Raw genomic sequence first — 19628 nt, 5'->3', positions numbered from 1 at the left:
TGAAACTTCATGGAAGCGGCGAGACCGTTCCAGTTCGGGAGACGAATGTCCATGGCAAGAATCGATGCGGTCGAAATCCGCCAGGTAGACCTGCAGCCGAAGGTCAAGCGCACCGACGCGATCCAGTCGTTCGTCGTGCAGGAAACCGTGCTCGTGACGATCCGCTGCGACGACGGCAGTAGCGGCACCGGCTACACGTACACGATCGGCACCGGCGGGTCGTCGGTGGTGGCGCTGCTGCGCGATCATCTGGCGCCGCGCATCATCGGTCGCGACCCGGCCCTGTTCGAGGCGATCTGGCGCGACCTGCTGTTTCACACGCATGCCACCGCCGTGGGCGCGATCACGAGCCTCGCGCTGGCCGCCGTCGACACCGCGCTGTGGGACCGCAACACGCGCGTCGCCGGCCTGCCGCTGTGGATCGCGGCAGGCGGCGCGAAGCCGCGCACGCAAACGTATTCGACCGAGGGCGGCTGGCTTCATCTCGCCACGCAGGAACTGGTCGAGCAGACCTTGCAGGCGCGCGCCGACGGTTTTCGCGGCGCGAAGCTGAAGGTAGGGCGGCCGCATGTTTCGGAGGACGTGCGCCGTCTCGACGCTGTGCGTGAAGCCGTGGGCGAGGGCTTCGAGCTGATGACCGACGCCAATCAGGGTTTCACGTTTCAGGAGGCGTTGCGGCGCGCGCATGCATTCGAGCCGTTTCGCCTTGCCTGGCTCGAGGAGCCCATGCCTGCGGAAAACGTCGATGCGCACCGCAGGCTGTCGCTCGCGACGAACGTGCCGGTCGCGGTGGGCGAGTCGCTGTATCACCTGGGCCAGTTCGGCGAATACGTGAAGGCCGATGCATGCGCCATCGTGCAGGCCGACGTGGCACGCGTGGGCGGCATTACGCCGTGGCTCAAGGTGGCGCACATGGCCGAGGCGCTCAACCTCGACATCTGTCCGCACTTTCTGATGGAGCTGCACGTGAGCCTGTGCTCGGCCGTGCCCAACGCAACGTGGCTGGAGTACATTCCGCAACTGGATTCGTTGACGGCGAATCGCGTGCGTATCGAAGACGGCTACGCCTATGCACCGAACGAACCTGGCCTTGGCATCGAGTGGGACTGGGACGCGGTTCGCGCTGCGGCGCACGTGGAGTTCGCCGTCGACGCATCGAACCTGCAAACCGCATAGAACGAACTAGAGAGGACGCATGCGAAAAATGGCGATGGTGGTGGGGATCCGGCCCGAACAGATCGCGGAATACCGGCGGCTGCACGCGCAGGTGTGGCCCGCGGTGCTCGAACGCATACGGCAAAGCAACATACGCAACTACTCGATCTTCCTGCGCGAGCCGGAAAACCTGTTGTTCGGCTACTGGGAATATCACGGCCACGACTTCGCGGCCGACATGGCGGCGATGGCCGCCGACCCCGAGACCCAGCGCTGGTGGACCTTCACCGCCCCGTGCCAGGTGCGCCTTGCGGGAACGCCCGAAGGCGAGCAGTGGGCGATGATGGAACAGGTTTTCGACCTCGATCCGCAGGACTGAGACGCACGCGGGGCACGCGCGGGGCACGTAAGCCCGCCGTCGAACCCACACCTCCCATCTCGGCGCGCTTGCGCATGCCGGCAAGCGCCTTGCGCATCTTTCCTTCCTGAGCGAGACGCGATGTCTCGTGCCGGCAGACCGCCCGACGCGCGGTCTGCCCCGGCAAGCTCGTCCATGTGTTTCCGCGGCCAACAAGTTTGAGCCATATCAACAGGGCCGGGCCACGAAATCCAGAGCATGAGGGAATACCGGCACGACCGCGCTTGCCGCGTCGCACGTGCGCCCGCGCGTTGCAAAGGCAACGCGAAATGAATGTGGAGCGACCTCATGAAAAACAGGTCTGGCGCCCGGCGGCGTCGCCGCACGGCCCGGTGGGTCCATGCGCTCGTCTCGAGCTTCGCCCTGGCGATTGCCGTGACGTGGCTGGGCGCGACCTACGACCATCCCGTGGATGCCGCCATCGTGGCCGGTATGAACGCGCCCGAATGCGCAAGCGTGGGCGCGATACCGGCCGGTTCGCTGTTGGCGGCCCGCGAACCGGAGAGCGCCGTTTGCCGGTCCTTTTTCCTCTATCGCGTATCGTTCGCTGACGCCGCGCACGATGCGCCGTCCTACCAGGCGCGCGTGCTCCAGCAGCGTGTCGATGAATTCTGGTTGTTGGTCGGCTACGTCCTTGCCCTGTGGTTCGTAGTCGTTTGCCTGATAGCGGGCGCCGCGCTGGTCCTGCGCAAGATCGTGCGGCACATGAACCTCCATCATCCGTAACGAAAGGGCTCGTCTTCCAGGTCCCTCGATCGGCCTGTTCCCGCAGCGCGCCTGCGCCGCGTCCGCGACCCGCAACCGTTCAGCTTTGCCACGACAGACGAAACCAGCGTCACGTTGAAACAGGGTTTGTCAGGATACGGCCGATCGTTCTATTCGACGTTAAAGAGACAGGCGTCCGGCTTTGGCGGTGCGCGCAGCATCCGCACAAAGCCTGGAACGAACGGCAAGAAGATCTGGGGTATCCGGCAATGAAAGGTCTCGACGAAATTTTCGCGACGGTGCGCTCACACCTGCTGACACAAGGGGCCGTTTCCGAAGACGAGAGCGGCAGCTGCCGCCTTCGCGGTCATCACGGACGCCGATGCGCCATCGGTGTCCTTATCCGGGACGAGCATTACAGCGACGCGCTGGAAGGTCTTGGGATCAGTTACTACACGGCCGGCCAGGACGGCCCCTTGCTCCACGCGCTGACGCTGTCGGGCGTGGACGCTTATGAACCGCGCGTCGCTGCATTGCTGCACGATCTGGAAGATGTTCACGACGCAGGGCAGGTGGCCGACTGGCAGGCGCAGCTCGACGAGATCGCACGACGACACGCCGTCGGCGGCATAGGCGCGCCTGGTTAACTCGCGCGCCGCCAACGGTCCCAGCCCAGGGAAAACCACGGCGTATTGCGCAGGGATTTCCGTCTGCCGCGTAAGAAGTCAGTCAGCATCCGTGGCGAGAATGAGGCGTCCCATGCAGAACAATCGAGGAGACCTCAAATGGACGATCCCCTGATCGCAAAGATCCAGGCGCACCCTGGGTACGCCGAACTGAAACGGAGGCGCAACGGCCTCGGGCTGCTGCTGATCAGCCTGATGCTGCTCGTCTACTACGGCTACATCGCCCTTATCGCTTTCGACAAGTCGTTCCTGGCGCGCCCCATCGGCACCGGCGTCACGACGGTCGGCATCCCCGTCGGCGTGGCACTGATCGTCTTTACGGTCGTCATCACCGGCATCTACGTGCGCCGGGCCAACAGCGAATACGACCGGATGACACAAGACATTCTCAGGGACGTGGCGAAATGAACAGGAAACAACTCACAGCCCTTGCCGCGTTTGCAGCGCTCTCGTGGACGGGCATGGCGCTGGCTGCGGGCGGCGACGTCGGACAGACCACGCGCCAGGCAACCAACACGACGGCCATCATCCTCTTTGCGCTCTTCGTATCCGGCACGCTCTGGATCACGAAGTGGGCCGCCTCGCGCACGCGCTCGGCCGCCGATTTCTATACGGCGGGCGGCGGCATCACCGGGTTTCAGAACGGCCTTGCCATTGCGGGCGACTACATGTCCGCGGCGTCCTTCCTCGGCATTTCCGCCGCGGTGATGACGAGCGGTTACGACGGGCTCATCTATTCCATCGGCTTTCTGGTGGGCTGGCCCGTCATCACGTTCCTGATGGCCGAGCGCCTGCGCAACCTCGGGCGATTCACGTTCGCCGACGTGGCCGGCTACCGCTTCGCGCAGGGCCCCATCCGCACGTTCGCGGCCATCGGCACGCTGGTGGTGGTGGCGTTCTACCTCATCGCGCAGATGGTGGGAGCAGGGCAGCTCATCAAGCTGCTGTTCGGGCTCGACTACTGGGTGGCGGTCGTGATCGTCGGTGGCCTGATGATGGTCTACGTGCTGTTCGGCGGCATGACGGCGACCACGTGGGTGCAGATCATCAAGGCGTGCCTGCTGCTGGCCGGCGTCACGTTCATGGCCATCATGGTCATGGCGCAGTACGGCTTCAGCCCCGAAGCGCTGTTCGCGAAGGGCGTCGAGGTGAAGACGGCCATCGCGTCCGCCGCGGGCAAGTCGCCCGAGGAAGCGGCGAAGATCGGACGGTCCGTGATGGGCCCCGGCGGCTTCATCAAAGACCCCATCTCGGCCATCTCGTTCGGCATGGCGCTGATGTTCGGCACGGCAGGTCTGCCGCACATCCTCATGCGCTTCTTCACCGTGCCGGACGCGAAGGAAGCACGCAAGTCGGTGCTGTGGGCCACGACGTGGATCGGCTACTTCTACATCCTCATCTTCATCATCGGTTTCGGCGCCATCACGCTCGTGCTCACCAATCCGGAACTGGCCGATGTCGCGAAGGGCGTGATCAAGGGTGGGGCCGGTACGGCGAACATGGCGGCCGTGCTCGTGGCGAAGTCCGTGGGCGGCAACGTGTTCTACGGGTTCATCTCCGCCGTGGCGTTCGCCACCATCCTCGCGGTCGTGGCAGGTCTCACGCTCTCGGGCGCCTCCGCGGTTTCGCACGACCTGTATGCCACCGTCTTCCGCGGCGGCAAGGCGGACAGCGCCGACGAACTGCGTGTGTCGCGCGTCACCACCGTGGTGCTCGGCATCGTGGCCGTGGTGCTCGGCATCGCGTTCGAGAAGCAGAACATCGCGTTCATGGTGTCGCTCGCGTTCGCTGTCGCGGCCTCGGCGAACTTCCCCGTGCTGTTCCTCTCCATGCTGTGGAAGGGCTGCACCACGCGGGGCGCGGTGATCGGCGGGTTCCTCGGGCTCGTTTCGTCGGTGGCACTGACGATCGTGTCGCCCTCGGTGTGGGAAGCCACGCTGGGTCATCCGAAGGGTTCGGCGTGGTTCCCGTACACGTCGCCGGCACTGTTCTCGATGACCATCGGCTTCGTGGGCGTGTGGCTCTTCTCGGTGCTCGACCGCAGCGAGCGGGCACAGCGCGAGCGCGAGTCGTTCGCCGTGCAGCAGGTGCGTTCGGAAACCGGGCTGGGTGCCGCACGCGCTTCCGGCCACTAAGCGGATCGCTGCAACGGTAGAGACGTGCGGGCGCGTGGATGGTTCGAGCGCGACCCGCACGTTCGTCATCTGGACTGGCATCCATGCCGAACGCCTTCAATTTCGCCGCATCGCCGTTCGACTGTCTGAACGAAGACGAACGGCGCCTCGTGCGCGATAACGTCGATATCGCGTATTACGCGGAAAACGAGGCCATTCTGGAAGCGGGCGGGGCGCCCGCGCATCTCTTCGTCGTGACCAAAGGCCGCGTGACGCAGTACGAAGGCGACGAGGTCGTGGCGACCTACGGGCCGGACGACTGCTTCGACGGACGGGCGCTCGTGGCCGGCAAGTCGGGCAGCCGCTTCGTTGCAACGGAAGAGGTGCTCGCGTATCGCCTCGCGCGCCAGACGGTAAAGGACCTGATTGCCGCCAACGCCGGCTTCGGCGCGCTGCTCTTCTCGGATATCGGGCGGAAACTCGGTGTCATTGCGCAGCGGCGCAGCCAGGAGGAGATGCAGTCGCTCCTGCTCGCTCGCGTCGACGCCGCGTTCATCCGGCCGGCGCACTTCGTCGACGCGAGCACGGACGTCGTCTCCGTCGTCAGGCTCTTTCAGGAGCACAACGTTTCGAGCGTGCTGGTGCGCGACGCCACCACCACGCCGCCGCGGCTCGGCATCTTCACGCGCACGTCGCTGCAGCGGGCGATTCTCGATGGCACGCCGCTCAACCAGTTGCCCGTGGGCAGGATGAGCGCGTTCACGCTCGTGGCCGTGCCGGTTTCCTCGCAAATAGGCGACGCGCTCACCACGATGCTGCGCCACCGTGTGCATCGCCTCGTCGTCATGCGCGACAACGAGGTGGTGGGTCTGCTCGAATCGCTCGACGTCTTCAGCTTTCTCGCCAACCATTCCTTCCTGCTGGCCGAGCAGATCGACATGGCGCGCGACCTGGACGCACTGGCCCAGGCGGCATCGAGCGTGACGCGCATGGTGTCGCTGCTGTTCCGCGGCGGCTCGCGAGTGGAGCTGATCGCGCGCCAGGTGCAGGAAGTAAACGGCCGCCTGTTCGAGCGTGCATGGAAGATGATTGCGCCGCCGGACCTCGTCGCAAACAGCTGCCTGTTCGTCATGGGCAGTGAGGGGCGCGGCGAGCAGTTGCTCAAGACCGACCAGGACAATGCTCTCGTGCTGCGCGACGAATACGCTCCGCCCGCGGAGCTGGACGCGATCGTCACGCGCTTTTCCGACGCGCTGGCGGCGTTCGGCTATCCGCCTTGCCCGGGCGGGATCATGTTGAGCCGTCCCGATTGGTGCATGCCGGTGAGCGCGTTCGGGCGGCGCATTCGCGAGTGGCTAATTGCTCCGGATGCCGAAGGATTGATGAACCTCGCCATTTTCTTCGATGCGCGCGCCGTGTGCGGAGACGCAGCGCTGCTCGAACAGTTGCGGGCGTCGCTCATCGAATTCGCGCTCGACAGCGAAGTCATGCTCGCGCGGTTCGCTTCGGCAACCGAAGCGTTCGGCAATACGCAAGGCTGGTGGAACCGGCTCTTCACGCTTGCCGACGCCGACCGCGGGCTGGACATCAAGAAAGAAGGCATTTTTCCGATCGTGCATGGCGTGCGCAGCCTCGCGCTCGCGTGCCGCGTCACGCGCGAGACGGGCACCGTGCAGCGGCTCGATGCGTTGGTTGCCCATGACGCCGTGAGCGCCGACATGGCCTCGGAACTGGCGGAGAGCCTGCATTTTCTGATGGGGCTGCGCCTGAAGGCGGGACTCGCGGAGATCGATGCACACAAGCCCGTGTCGGGCGAAGTGCACATGGCGCATCTGTCGTCGCTGGAGCGCGATCTGCTCAAGGACGCGCTCGGCGTGGTGAAGCGGTTCAGGACGCTGCTGCGGCAGCGCTTCCGGACCGAGTTCCTGTGAACGGAGCAGGGGCGTGACGCTCGCATCCCGCGCCTGGTTGCAGCCGCTGCGCCGGCGATGGCTCATGCGACGGCTGCGAGACCCAGCCTACCGCTTCATGCTGGAACCGCCGCCGCCCGACGAATACGTTGCGCTCGACTGCGAAACAACGGGACTCGACCGGCGCACGGACGAAATCATTTCGATTGCCGCGGTCCGCATTGCGGGCAACGTGATCCTGACCAGCCAGCGCCTGGAAATGCTGGTCAGGCCCACACGGGACGTTTCGCGCGACAGCGTCTGTGTGCATCGCCTGCGTTCGCGAGACCTGGCCGACGGCGTGCCGGCCGCCGAGGCGCTGGCGGTGCTGCTGCGTTTCATCGGCAGCCGGCCGATCGTGGGCTACTACCTCGAATTCGATCTGGCGATGCTCGACCGGGTGGCGGTGCCCACGCTGGGCATCGGCCTGCCGCAGCGCAGGATCGAGGTGTCAGCCATGTTCTACGACTATATGTTTCGGCGGCTGCCGCCGTGGCGCCAACAGGGCGCGCCGGACATCGACCTGCGCCTCGCCACGATGATGGGCGAACTGGGGCTTCCCATGCGCCCCGCGCACGATGCGCTTAACGATGCCGTGATGGCGGCGGAAGCGTTTTTGAAATTGCGACGATGGGGATAGGGCGCGGTGTGAGGTGATTCGGGTCGTGCCGTTGGGAGGTGGATTGCGGTTGGGATTGGGATTCGCGGGTTTCGAGGGCGCTTGCTTGGGTACGATTGTCGGCCCACGTTATGAGTTTACATAACACAAATTATCGACATATGCCATGCACCAGCCATTCAGCAACGCGCGGCTCCGGCCGTTAGACATGCGTCGACTCAAGCCGGGCCAGGCCGCCGAACGGCTGGAACTGAGTGTGCGGCAGGTCGAACACTCCCCGACGATGCTCCGAATGAGGTGTTGCGGTCTCTCGAAGATTTTCTCGCCTGATACGTTCAGCGCTGTTCGGCGAGATCGTTCGACATCGCCGTCCGGACGGAACTGTAAGGCGAACGGCCGCTTCACTGCTCACGTTCATCCAGATGCCGGAGATAGCCGCTGCTTTATTGAGTGGGCGTTACTATCCCAGAAACCCCAATAATTGCCCCATTAGCATCAACTGCTTTGACTTGAAAATATTGAAAACCATTCCCCGCAAAAGAAATTTTTGTCTCGAAGCCATTTTTCGCAGCACTGGTGATAAGTTTCAAATTATTTGCAGTGGCACCCGCGTAGACTTGCCAAAGTCTGGTTTCAGTCGAACCATTCCATGAAGCGTATACCGCAAGACCACCACCACTAGATGTGGCGACTATACTTGGCGGATAATTTGGCGTAGCCACCCAATTATATCGATATGTCCGATACGAAATGTTATCGCCGGCCATTTTCGTGTCATAAAGTGTATTCGTTGCGGGCGTCAATGCGGTATTGCCGGCCCCTGCGAATTCGGTGTAGTATCCGTTTCCCCACCCAATAAATTTATTGCCATTTTCGAGCCATTGTGTATTGCCTTGCGCGGAGGAAAAGAGATTTGGGTTGTGATAATACGAGTTTTCCACTGCCGCCGTCATGCTATTGAAATCGAGCTTTAACACCAGGCCGTGTGAAGGCGCCGTCCCAGGCGGAACCGATCCATAACAGTCATCGCAAGCATCATCAAACATGCTGATTACATTGTCAGAAATGTATCGAGCGTCATGTTGCCACGAAAACTGCGCGTCGCCGTTGGGAATCTTGAAGTCCCCGCTCCCGTCTCCAGCCAATTGCCAGACAAATTTTCCCGTAGATTTATTCAAGCGATAAATTGTCCACGTGCTTCTGGACGAGAATACGATGTCGTTATCGTTATTTGCCACCAGATCCAGTGAATTCAGATGGTAAGGGTCCCAGACATTGCCACTGGCTGTTGCGGTAGAGGCAGCGAGATGCGAGCTTTCCAATGGAATATGCTCCTTCGCGTCCCAAAAATAGATCAGCTCGTTTGTGGCCAGATCTATTTCCTGGATTGAGAAGTCATGAATCGACCCATTCTGCGGTCCGCCATATGGCGTTAAATCCATGGGGATCACCTTGGTTGCCAAAAATAACGCGGTATTTTTTGGCGTAATCAGAAATTCATGATTGTCCGCAACGAATCCATTGCGTGCAGATACAGTTTTTATTGTCTGATAATGATTATCCAGAATGTAGTAGCACGCGCCGGGCTCGGCCGCACCTGATGGCAAATTAGTGTAAACAGGCGATGTGGCGACAGTGCCCTGCCAGAAAGTCAAAACCGGTGCGCCCAAATATTGCTGAACACGAAAATCAAAATCTGTCAGGCTTGAATTGTTTAACGCCCGAAACCAGATTGGATTTCCGTCATTGTCGGTAATCAATGCACCGCTCTGCCCGTACGTTGCGGTATTCGAACCTGTATAAGGCGAATTGAAAATTGAACCGCTTGCCAGTTGCGTTGCATCATAATAATTGACGTTCACCTTCATCGGGTGCAAATTTGGCTCACTGACAAAGCTCCAGACTTGAGGTGATTCCAGAATGGGAGCCGGCGGGAGGGTGCCGGTATTTGACGGATAGACCTCGGTAGCACACAAGGAATCTTGCGCTGGGGCAGTAATGTTATTGCCTCCGCTACAACCGGTTATCAAGATCGACAATAAAACCAGCAATGCCGATTGCATGAGGCTTTTGAGTTTTGAATTTTGGCATGCTGAATTTTTGCGTAAATATTTTTCGTTCATTGTTTCGCCTTCCAGTCTTATCGAAAAATAATCTGCCAATCTGGCTCACCATTCGAACAGGCTGCCCGGCGAGGTCCAGCCGTTCTCAACCGGGCAAAAGGACTTCCGAATGATCATTCTTTCGGGTTGTAGATCGACCCGGACGGATACTCCGTGTCCGCGATCGACAGGGTGCCGCCGTCCAGGTTGTAGATGCTCGCGCCGGCCAATGCCTTGTTGCCCCGGAACCGGCTCTTCTTCACCGTGACGCTGGTCGACCCCACCTGCGACGCACGGCTGATCATGTAGATTGCGCCGCCTTTGCCGCGCGCCTCGTTGGACTGGAACCGGCTCTCGTCGAAAGAAACGAGCGAGCCGTAGTCCGCGTAAGCGGCGGCGCCGTCGTGCGTGGCCTCGTTGCGCACGAACGATGATCGCTCGTGCGTTGCCGTCACGCCCTCGCGATCGAGCACCGCGCCGCCATAAACGGCGTGGTTACCGGCGAACGTGGTATCGACGATGGTCAGCGCGGCTTTGCCGAACGCGTAGATCGCCCCGCCCTCCAGTGCATCGTTCCGTTCGAACCGGCAACGGCGGATCGTCATGGTGAATCCGACCGGATCGCTGTATGACTCGAGTGCGCGTCCGGCGCGGTACGCCTTGAGTCCGTTGGGCAGATAGGTTTTGCCCGCGTGATAGGCCAGCAGTCCGCCGCCCTTGCCGTTGTAGGTGAAACCCACGGCGTGTCCATCGCGGATCGTCAGCCCGTCGAGCACGGCATGGTTGGCTCCGTAGACGACGTGCGGGTAGCGATAGTCGCCCCCGGCCAGCTTTGCGCTGAGCACCGTGCGGCCGGCGTTCGGGCGGCGCTGCGAGACGTCGGTTTCGGTGCCGGCAAAGCCGCCGTATACCTCGACGTCGTCGTACAGGATGAAGGCCGCAATCCGGTCGTCCCGCTTGGCTGGGTGATAGTTGCCCGCCCTTACCCAGACCGCGGCTTTCGATACCGACGCCAGATCGATGGCCGCCTGCAGGTCGGTCAGCGCCGTGGCCCACGACAGCCCGTCCCGATCGTTGCCGCTTGCGGCTGCCGATGCCGGCGCGACGTAGATGACCTTCGCTGCGACCGCCTCGCCCGTCGCGACGGGCCGCGTGTACTCCCCGTGGTATTCGACTACGCCCTCGTTGTGCGTATAGAACTGGAGCAGCGTCGCGACGACCGGCTCCTTCATGAGCTGCGCGCCATAAAGACGTGCCTGATAGCCCACACCGCCCGTCGGCAACGGCGTGAGGTCGGACGGCTGGATCTGGCCTTTGAAATTGCTGATCGCCAGAAAGTCGACAAGCGGCAGCGTCTTTCCCGCCGGCACGCTGGAGCCGAGCGCGGACACGATGTCCTCGTGCCAGTTGTAGATGTCGTCGACGGCACAACTGACGAGGACCGGATTGTTGTTGGCTCCCGTGCCCTGATAGAGCCCCGCGCCAAGGCCGCTCGTCGCCTTGTTGCCGGCAATCGTGACGTTGACGAGCAGTGGCGACGAGCCGCCGTCGTTGCCTATGCCGCCGGCCGTCTTCGCTTCGTTGCGCGTGACGAGGACGTTGAACAGCAGCGGCGTGGCGGCGAAATCGTTGTAGATCGCCCCGCCCTTGTCCTGGCTTTTGTTCCCGACGAAGCGGCAGTCGATGAAAACGGGCATGGCGCCAAGGTCGTTGCTGACGGCGCCGCCGCGAAGACCGGCCTCGTTGCCAATGAACTCGACGTTGACGAACGATGCCTGGTCCGCGCCGGGCTTGTGGACGTTGTAGACGGCGCCGCCCTTCGGGGAAAAGTTATTCCTGAAGACGCAGTTGCGCACGACAGGACTCGTCATGAAGTTGCGCATGCCGCCTCCTACCACCATGTCGCCCTTCAGGATGTCGTCGGGCACCAGATGCAGCCGCGGCTTGTCGGTTCCGTAGGCGTCGGCGATCGTGAATCCATCGAGCACCGCCCGGTCCGCGCCCATGACGATGGTGTGCGTGTTGCGCGTTTTGTCGCCCTTGCCGATGTTGCCGCTCAGGGTCGTGATGTTGTCTGCGTAGTTGCGCTCGTCGCGTGCCGCCTCGCCGCCGGCGAAGCCGCCGTATATAGCGACGTCGGCCTTGAGGGTGAACGACTGCGTCGCATCGTCGGAATGAGGATAGTAGGTGCCGCGGGCCACCCAGATTTCGTCGCTGGCCGAAGCGGCCGCGAGCGCCTCCTGCAGGGACTGAAACGCAGTGCTCCAGGTCTTGCCGTCGCCGCCCTGCTTTGCGCTTTGATCCACGTGCCAGATCTTGCCCTGCGTGGGCGCGGCCTGGGCGCCCCAACTGCGAGTGACGACCCCGGTGCACATGGCCGAGATCAGTGTGAGTGTCTGTCTGCGGTTCACGCCCACTTCATTCCCCCAGATTGTTAGGTGTTCGCAGTTTCGCCTGTCTGGCCGGCATAGAAACAAACGCTGCCAGTCTGCAATCCCGAAGAACGTCTCTCCTTGACGGAAATCAATGCGTGGCGCCCCCGCTACCGTGAACTCGCACGCTGCCCTTGCGTGCGCTCGGGCGTTCACCCGACCACAGGAGATTGAATCTTGCGGGGACGTCGCAAAGCCGACCGGCTGCCCGCCTGCCGCCGCGGGAACGCGCAATGCGCGACACTATCGCCTCACCCAACGGAGCCGCAACATGAAATACCCCACGAAACGCTGGCCGATGTGCGCGGCGCTGGTGTTCTGGCTCGCCGGCTGCGCCGCGGGCGGCATGCAGCCCGGCCCGCAAAGGCACTTGACCGACACGCAGTGCCGCGACCTGACGGCGCTCAGAAACCACGCGCCGCTCACGCGCGAGCGCAATGCGAGCGAACTCGCGGCACTGGAGGAAGCCGGTTATCACCCGGCATGGGCATGGGATCCGTACTATCCGGACGACCTTCAGGCGGCCCAGCATCTGGTGGATGGCTGGTATCAGGCAGAGTGCCGGCCCGCTCAGGGTCAGTGAACGGCCAGGGAAGCGTCATCGAAGGGCGGCTCAGGCGCCGACGCTGCCGGCGCTGACTCGCCGCTTTCCACTTTCGCGGGCGCAAACGGAAATATCGAGATTCACCGCTTGATCAAATATCCCGCGCCTTCTCGCGAAACAGCGATTCACCACCTCATCAAATAGCCTTCCGACAATCCCGTAAGGCTAACTTCATAGCGCTCTCCGGCAGGCCATCTTCCGCCCGTTTCCCCGAAAAATCTCGGGATTTTCCCTCACCTGGCCTGTAAAACCACCGTCACTGGTATTGCCCTTGCTCTGAATGGCTCACGCCCGGTGCACTGCGTGCCGCTCCGGGACGACGCATCCCATCCCAACAAGGAGACTTCACCATGGCGTTACTGGAACGCGCGGCCTGGTACGACATTGCCCGTGCCACCAACTGGACCCCGACCTACGTTGCGGAGTCCGACCTCTTCCCCGAGATCATGTCCGGTGACCAGGGCATTCCCATGGCCGACTGGGAAACCTACGACGAGCCGTACAAGACGTCGTATCCCGAGTACGTGCGCGTGCAGCGCGAGAAAGACGCCGGCGCCTACTCCGTGAAAGCGGCCCTCGAACGCAGCCGCATGTTCGAAGACGCCGATCCCGGCTGGCTCTCCATCCTGAAGGCGCACTACGGCGCCATCGCGCTGGGCGAATACGCGGCCATGAGCGCCGAGGCCCGCATGGCGCGTTTCGGCCGCGCGCCCGGCATGCGCAACATGGCGACGTTCGGCATGCTCGACGAGAACCGTCATGGCCAGTTGCAGCTCTTCTTCCCTCACGACTACTGCCCAAAAGACCGCCAGTTCGACTGGGCGCACAAGGCTTATCACACGAACGAATGGGGTGCCATTGCCGCACGCAATACCTTCGACGACCTGTTCATGTCGCGCAGCGCCATCGAAATCGCGGTCATGCTGACCTTCGCGTTCGAAACGGGTTTCACGAACATGCAGTTCCTCGGCCTTGCAGCCGACGCAGCGGAGGCCGGCGACTTCACGTTCGCAAGCCTGATCTCGAGCATCCAGACCGACGAGTCGCGCCATGCGCAGATCGGCGGCCCCGCGCTGCAGATCCTCATCGCGAACGGCCGCAAGGAAGAAGCGCAAAAGCTCGTGGACATCGCGATTGCGCGCGCGTGGCGTCTCTTCTGTCTGCTCACGGGCTCGTCCATGGACTACGCCACGCCGCTCGAGCACCGCAAGCAGTCGTTCAAGGAATTCATGCGCGAGTGGATCGTGGGGCAGTTCGAACGCACGCTGATCGACCTGGGCCTCGACCTCCCCTGGTACTGGGACCAGATGATCAACGAGTTCGATTACCAGCATCACGCTTACCAGATGGGCATCTGGTTCTGGCGGCCTACGGTCTGGTGGAACCCCGCGGCCGGCATGACGCCCGACTGCCGCGACTGGCTCGAAGAAAAGTATCCGGGCTGGAACGATACGTTCGGCAAGGCGTGGGACGTGATCATCGACAACCTGCTCGCCGGCAAGCCCGAGCTCACGGTGCCCGAGACGCTGCCCATCGTCTGCAACATGAGCCAGTTGCCCATCTGCGCGATTCCCGGCAACGGCTGGAACGTGAAGGACTATCCGCTCGACTACCACGGCCGCACCTATCACTTCAATTCGGAGATCGACCGCTGGGTGTTCCAGCAAGACCCGCTGCGCTATCGCGATCACCTCACGCTGGTCGATCGCTTTCTCGCCGGTCACATCCAGCCGCCCAACCTCATGGGCGCGCTGCAATACATGGGTCTTGCACCCGGCGAAAGCGGCGACGACGCGCACCACTACGCGTGGATCGAGGCGTATCGCGACCGGCGCTATCAGAAAAAAGCCGCCTGAAGCGGCCAACCAATGGAGGACGACATGGCACTTTTCCCCGTGATTTCCAATTTTCAGTACGACTTCGTATTGCAGCTCGTCGCGGTGGACACCGGCAATACGATGGACGAGGTGGCCGCCGCGGCGGCTCACCATTCCGTGGGCCGGCGCGTTGCGCCGCAGCCTGACAAGGTGGTGCGCGTGCGCCGCCAGGGCAGCGAGGCGTTCTATCCCCGCGATGCGAAGCTCGAAGAAACCGACATTCGCCCCATGGAAACGCTCGAATTCATCTTTTGCGAAAACTGAGGTCGACATGAAGTTCCAGAAAGTTTGCACGCTCGACGACCTCTGGGAAGGCGAGATGACCGAAGCGGAAGTGGATGGCCACGTGATCGTGCTCGTGCGCCCCGAAGGCGGCGAACCGCGCGCGTTCCAGGGCATTTGTCCGCACCAGGACATCCCGCTCGTGGAAGGCAAGTTCGACGGCCGCGTGCTGATGTGCCGCGCCCATCAATGGACCTTCGACGCCAACACCGGCAAGGGCATCAACCCCGGCGACTGCCGGCTCGCCGAATACGCCGTGAAGATCGACGGCGACGACGTGCTCGTTGCCGTCGAGGGCGTCGAGCCCCTCTTCGCCCACTCCTGACCCGCAAGGAAAACCCATGAGCACCGACAACACAGGCGAGGCGTACCGCAATAACCGCGTAGGCCCCGTGCTGCGCGCAAGCAGCATCACCGCGGGCGTCATCGAAGCCGCGCACGAGGACAACCCCGACAAGACGATCCGCGTGGACGACAAGCTCGCCTACGTTCGCATCTATGCGGACGGCGAACTGATCCTGCGCCGCGCGACGCTTGAAGAAACGCTGGGCAGGCCGTTCAGGATGTCCGAACTCGAAGTCAACCTCAGCTCGTTCTCCGGCCGTATCGAGACGACAGACGACTACGTGCGCTTCTATTACGAAAAAACGCTTTGACCGGAGACGAGCATGACTCAGCCCGAAGTTCTCAAGCCCCTGAAAACATGGAGCCATCTCGCTACGCGCCGGCGCAAGCCGAGCGAGTACGAGATCGTGTCCACTAATCTGCACTACACGACCGACAACCCCGATGCGCCGTTCGAACTTGATCCCAACTTCGGCATGGCGCAATGGTTCAAGCGGTACCGCAACGCGTCGCCGCTCACGCACGCCGACTGGAACGCGTTTCGCGACCCGGACGAGATCGTCTACCGCACCTACAACATGCTGCAGGACGGTCAGGAAACCTACGTATTCGGTTTGCTCGACCAGTTTTCGGCGCGTGGGCACGACACCATGCTCGCGCCGTCGTGGGCCGGCACGCTGGCCCGCCTTTACACGCCGGCGCGCTTCCTGTTCCACGCGCTGCAAATGGGCTCGGCTTATCTCACGCAGATGGCGCCGGCCTCCACCATTTCGAACTGCGCCGCCTACCAGACTGCGGACGCGCTGCGCTGGCTCACGCACACGGCGTACCGCACCAAAGAACTCTCGCAGACGTTCGGCGACGTGGGCCTCGGCACCGAAGAGCGGCGCTACTGGGAACAGGATCCGGCGTGGCAGGGTTGGCGCAAGGTGGTCGAAGAGGCGCTCACGGCGTGGGACTGGGCCGAAAACTTCGTTGCCCTGAATCTCGTCGTGCGGCCTGCGGTGGAAGAAACCGTACTGCGCGCGCTGGGCACCGCTGCGCGTCATAACGGCGACACGCTGCTCGGGCTCATCACGGACGCGCACCTCCTCGACGCGCAACGGCATCGCCGCTGGGCCACCGCGCTCGTGCGCATGGCACTCGAGCAGGACGGCAATCACGCCGTGCTGACGAACTGGGTGAGCAAGTGGGAGCCGCTGGCCGATCACGCCATCGACGCCTGGTGCGCCGCCCTGCCCGATGCGCCGGATGCGGCTGCGGCGGCGAAAGCCGCCACGCGTGAATTCCGACGCGCGATGGGTCTGTGAGCGAAGGCCGGCGCAAGCCGGCCGTAAGAACGGAAGCAATCGATGAAACATCACATCACGATCGAAGGCGGCGCGCGGTTCAGCGTGGGCGCCGACGAAGACACGCTGCTGCGTGGCGCCTTGCGTGCCGACGTAGGCTTGCCGCACGAATGCAGTGTGGGCGGCTGCGGCGCCTGCCGTTTCGAACTCGTCGCGGGAACGATGGAAACGCTTTGGCCAGAGGCACCCGGTCTCACGGAGCGTGACCACAAGCGCGGCAAACGCCTTGCGTGCCAGTCGCGGCCGCTCGGCGACTGCACGATACGCGTGCGCTGCGACGAGAGTTATCGCCCTGTCGTGCCGCCCGTTCGCCGTGAAGCCACGCTAGAAGCGAGCCGGGCGCTCACGCCCGACATGAACGAGTTCACGTTCCGCGCACCCGGCGCCGCGTCGTTTCGCGCGGGGCAGTACGCCCTGCTCTATCCGCCGCACGTGCAGGGCGCCCGCGCCTATTCGATGTCCAATCTCGCGAACACGGACGGCATCTGGCAGTTCATCGTTCGCCGCGTGCCGCAAGGCGCCGGCAGCAACAGCCTGTTCGATGCGCTGAAGCCGGGGCAGTCCATCACGATCGACGGCCCGTACGGTCATGCGCATCTGCGTGACGGCGGTTCGCGCGAGATCGTCTGCATCGCGGGCGGGTCGGGACTGGCGCCGATGCTCTCCGTCGCACGCGGCGCACTGGCGCAGCCTGAGGGGCCGCGTGTGCACTTCTTCTACGGTGCGCGCACGCAGGCCGATCTGGGTGCCGCGGCCGAGATCGATGCGCTCGCGCACGAACGTCTGTCCGCCACCGTCGTGCTCTCGTCGCCGCAACCGCTTCCGCCGTGGTCCGGCGCAACCGGCTTCGTTCACGGCGAGGTGGAACGCACTATTGCCTTGCCGCTCGATCAGTACGAGTTCTATTTCGCGGGGCCGCCACCCATGATCGAAGCCGTACAGGAGATGTTGATGCAAAGGTATCGCGTGCCCTTCGATCAGATTCACTTCGATCGTTTCGTCTGATAGCCACGATCACGTGAATCGCGTATTAACACCAATCGCCATACCTTGCCGGGAAGCGTAAGCTCAGCGAACCAATCACGATTCCCAGCTTCCGGCGCAGCCCGCGGGCGATCGGACAGTCGCCCGCTCATCCTTCATGGCATCGAACGCGCATCCGGAAGCGAGCGAGCCAGCATGCCGAAACACCACACGCACGGGGCCGCGCACGCCGCCTCGCCGATGGCGCCGTCCGCTCGATCCGCGGACGGCAAACCGGACGGAAAGCGCTCGAAAGAGGTCCGCGTCCCCGCCATTCACGATCTCGCGAAGCGCCTGCGTTTTGCGCCTCAGCAAGGCCGCATCTGGCTGGACGACCAGCGCATGATGCTCATGCACATCAGTTCGCTCGGTGCGCTGCGCCAGGAACTGATCGAGAGCCTCGGCAAGGAAACCGCTCGCGGCCTCGTGACCCGCATCGGCTATCAGGCGGGCACACGCGACGCCGCGATGACGCGCAAGGTTCGTGCAGGGTCGAACAGCTACGACGACTTTCTCGCCGGCCCGCAACTGGTGTCGCTCGAAGGCATCGTGCACTGCGAGCCTATCGCGCTCGACATCGACGTGGGGCGCGGGCACTACTTCGGCGACTTCTATCTGATCGATTGTGCCGAAGCCGAAACTCACATCGCGAGTTACGGCATCGGCAACGAAGCGGTCTGCTGGATGTTGACCGGCTACGCCTGCGGCTACACGAGCGCTTTCATGGGGCGCCCTATTCTGTGGCGCGAAATCGAATGCCGCGGCATGGGCCACGCGAAATGTCGCGTGGTGGGCAAGCCTGTCGAAGACTGGGAAGACCCGCAGGACGATCTGCGTTTCCTGCAGATCGGTGACTTCGCGAAATGGTCGCTCGAGCCGCAAGCCGCACTGCCCGCCACCAGCCGCATTGCCGAGCGTATTGTCGAGGCGCCTGAGCAGAGTGTCGGCGTGGTTGGTATTTCCGCCGGCTTCAACACCGTTTGCCACATGGTCAACAAGGTGGCGCCAACGGAGGCCACCGTGCTCTTTCTCGGCGAGAGCGGTGTGGGCAAGGAGGTCTTCGCGAACAACCTGCACAATCTCAGCAAGCGTGCGAGTGGCCCCTTCGTGGCCGTGAACTGCGCCTCCATTCCCGAACATCTGATGGAGTCCGAACTCTTCGGCGTGGAGCGCGGCGGCTATACCGGCGCAACGTCGTCACGCGCGGGTCGCTTCGAACGGGCCAACGGCGGCACGCTCTTTCTCGACGAGATCGGCACGCTCAGTTACACGGCGCAGGGCAAGCTGCTGCGCGCGCTTCAACAGGGCGAACTGGAACGCGTGGGCGACACGCGCACGCGCAAGATCGATGTGAGAGTGGTGGCGGCCACCAACGTGAATCTGCGGGAAGCCGTGAAAGCCGGGCTTTTTCGCGAAGACCTGTTCTTCCGTCTGAACGTGTTTCCCATTCACGTGCCGCCTTTGCGCGACCGGCGCGACGACATTCCGTTGATGATGAACTGGTTTCTCCAGCGCCTTGCCAAGAAGCACGACAAGCACATCACGGGCTTTCGCGAACGTGCGGTGGATGCCCTCTTCAACTACGACTGGCCCGGCAACGTACGTGAACTCGAAAACATGATCGAACGCGCCGTCATTCTGGCCGAAGACGGCGGCGCGCTGGACCTGTGCCACCTCTTCACCACCGGCGAGGAAATCGACGTGTCGTCGTTCATTCTCAAGCGCAGCGGCAACATCGGGCTCCTGAACGAACCTGTGGAGGCTGTGCCGCCTGCGCTCGCGGGCGCAGGCCGACCAGGGCTGGCCGAGACGGAGGCCGCGATGTTGCGCGCGGCCGTTGCCGAGGCGAACGGCAATCTCTCGCTTGCCGCGCGCGTGCTGGGCATCAGCCGGCCTAAGCTGGCCTACCGCCTGCGCAAATACGGCATCCCTATCGATCGCGCGTGACATCGCGCACGGGCAGCGCCT

The 19628-nt window shown here is 63.0% G+C and carries 18 protein-coding genes; 16 read left to right on the top strand and 2 right to left on the bottom strand.

All coding sequences use genetic code 11. From position 1 onward, the window contains the following. Positions 1 to 51: 51 nt before the first annotated feature. The 8 genes from U0042_RS26885 (at position 52) to U0042_RS26850 (ending at position 7667) form a co-directional block, all read left to right on the top strand. The gene (locus U0042_RS26885; RefSeq protein WP_114811633.1) at positions 52 to 1176 is read left to right on the top strand and encodes a mandelate racemase/muconate lactonizing enzyme family protein; all 1125 of its coding nucleotides are present in this window, start codon (positions 52 to 54) and stop codon (positions 1174 to 1176) included. A 28-nt stretch (positions 1177 to 1204) separates the two neighbouring features. Further along, positions 1205 to 1534, top strand: coding sequence for an L-rhamnose mutarotase (locus U0042_RS26880; protein ID WP_327205011.1), 330 nt, complete (start codon positions 1205 to 1207; stop codon positions 1532 to 1534). Between the two features lie 327 nt (positions 1535 to 1861). Further along, complete coding sequence (locus U0042_RS26875) at positions 1862 to 2299, top strand: hypothetical protein (protein WP_114811632.1); 438 nt, start codon at positions 1862 to 1864, stop codon at positions 2297 to 2299. Between the two features lie 248 nt (positions 2300 to 2547). Next, positions 2548 to 2925, top strand: coding sequence for a hypothetical protein (locus U0042_RS26870; RefSeq protein WP_114811586.1), 378 nt, complete (start codon positions 2548 to 2550; stop codon positions 2923 to 2925). Between the two features lie 138 nt (positions 2926 to 3063). Then, a complete protein-coding gene (locus U0042_RS26865; RefSeq protein ID WP_114811585.1) occupies positions 3064 to 3372 on the top strand; it encodes a DUF485 domain-containing protein in 309 nt (102 codons plus the stop codon). After that, complete coding sequence (locus tag U0042_RS26860; RefSeq protein WP_114811584.1) at positions 3369 to 5099, top strand: cation acetate symporter; 1731 nt, start codon at positions 3369 to 3371, stop codon at positions 5097 to 5099. The genes U0042_RS26865 and U0042_RS26860 overlap by 4 nt, the downstream gene beginning before the upstream one ends. Before the next feature lie 83 nt (positions 5100 to 5182). Beyond that, positions 5183 to 7009 (top strand): DUF294 nucleotidyltransferase-like domain-containing protein, encoded by a 1827-nt coding sequence (locus tag U0042_RS26855; protein WP_114811583.1) that lies wholly within the window; start codon positions 5183 to 5185, stop codon positions 7007 to 7009. Between the two features lie 13 nt (positions 7010 to 7022). After that, complete coding sequence (locus U0042_RS26850; protein ID WP_114811582.1) at positions 7023 to 7667, top strand: 3'-5' exonuclease; 645 nt, start codon at positions 7023 to 7025, stop codon at positions 7665 to 7667. A gap of 422 nt (positions 7668 to 8089) precedes the next feature. On the opposite strand, the gene U0042_RS26845 is transcribed toward U0042_RS26850, so the two are convergent. Both U0042_RS26845 and U0042_RS26840 read right to left on the bottom strand, forming a co-directional pair. Beyond that, positions 8090 to 9769, bottom strand: a complete 1680-nt coding sequence (locus U0042_RS26845) for an arylsulfotransferase family protein (RefSeq protein WP_114811581.1) — start codon at positions 9767 to 9769, stop codon at positions 8090 to 8092. A gap of 113 nt (positions 9770 to 9882) precedes the next feature. Then, positions 9883 to 12159 carry a DUF1565 domain-containing protein gene (locus tag U0042_RS26840; protein WP_114811631.1) on the bottom strand — a complete coding sequence of 759 codons (2277 nt, stop codon included), beginning with the start codon at positions 12157 to 12159 and terminating at the stop codon, positions 9883 to 9885. Positions 12160 to 12451: 292 nt separating this feature from the next. Between U0042_RS26840 and U0042_RS26835 the strand changes: the two genes are divergently transcribed. The 8 genes from U0042_RS26835 (at position 12452) to U0042_RS26800 (ending at position 19607) form a co-directional block, all read left to right on the top strand. Then, complete coding sequence (locus tag U0042_RS26835) at positions 12452 to 12763, top strand: DUF4148 domain-containing protein (protein ID WP_114811580.1); 312 nt, start codon at positions 12452 to 12454, stop codon at positions 12761 to 12763. Positions 12764 to 13134: 371 nt separating this feature from the next. Further along, positions 13135 to 14640 (top strand): toluene monooxygenase, encoded by a 1506-nt coding sequence (locus tag U0042_RS26830; protein ID WP_114811579.1) that lies wholly within the window; start codon positions 13135 to 13137, stop codon positions 14638 to 14640. Positions 14641 to 14664: 24 nt separating this feature from the next. Beyond that, a complete protein-coding gene (locus tag U0042_RS26825; RefSeq protein ID WP_114811630.1) occupies positions 14665 to 14925 on the top strand; it encodes a toluene-4-monooxygenase system B family protein in 261 nt (86 codons plus the stop codon). Positions 14926 to 14932: 7 nt separating this feature from the next. Beyond that, positions 14933 to 15268 carry a Rieske 2Fe-2S domain-containing protein gene (locus tag U0042_RS26820; RefSeq protein WP_114811578.1) on the top strand — a complete coding sequence of 112 codons (336 nt, stop codon included), beginning with the start codon at positions 14933 to 14935 and terminating at the stop codon, positions 15266 to 15268. Positions 15269 to 15284: 16 nt separating this feature from the next. Continuing rightward, positions 15285 to 15599 carry an MmoB/DmpM family protein gene (locus U0042_RS26815; RefSeq protein ID WP_114811577.1) on the top strand — a complete coding sequence of 105 codons (315 nt, stop codon included), beginning with the start codon at positions 15285 to 15287 and terminating at the stop codon, positions 15597 to 15599. Between the two features lie 12 nt (positions 15600 to 15611). Continuing rightward, on the top strand, positions 15612 to 16598 hold the full coding sequence (locus tag U0042_RS26810) for an aromatic/alkene monooxygenase hydroxylase subunit beta (protein WP_114811576.1): 987 nt from the start codon (positions 15612 to 15614) through the stop codon (positions 16596 to 16598). A 42-nt stretch (positions 16599 to 16640) separates the two neighbouring features. Next, positions 16641 to 17642, top strand: coding sequence for a 2Fe-2S iron-sulfur cluster-binding protein (locus U0042_RS26805; RefSeq protein ID WP_114811575.1), 1002 nt, complete (start codon positions 16641 to 16643; stop codon positions 17640 to 17642). 174 nt (positions 17643 to 17816) lie between these two features. After that, positions 17817 to 19607: a sigma 54-interacting transcriptional regulator gene (locus U0042_RS26800; protein WP_419150469.1), complete on the top strand. Its 1791-nt coding sequence runs from the start codon at positions 17817 to 17819 to the stop codon at positions 19605 to 19607. The last annotated feature ends 21 nt before the right edge of the window (positions 19608 to 19628 follow it).

Origin of the sequence: Paraburkholderia kururiensis, assembly GCF_034424375.1 — a bacterium.
Classification (GTDB): domain Bacteria; phylum Pseudomonadota; class Gammaproteobacteria; order Burkholderiales; family Burkholderiaceae; genus Paraburkholderia; species Paraburkholderia kururiensis_A.
The sequence above is the reverse complement of the archived record's forward strand: the minus strand, read 5'-3'. Positions and strand labels throughout refer to the sequence as shown.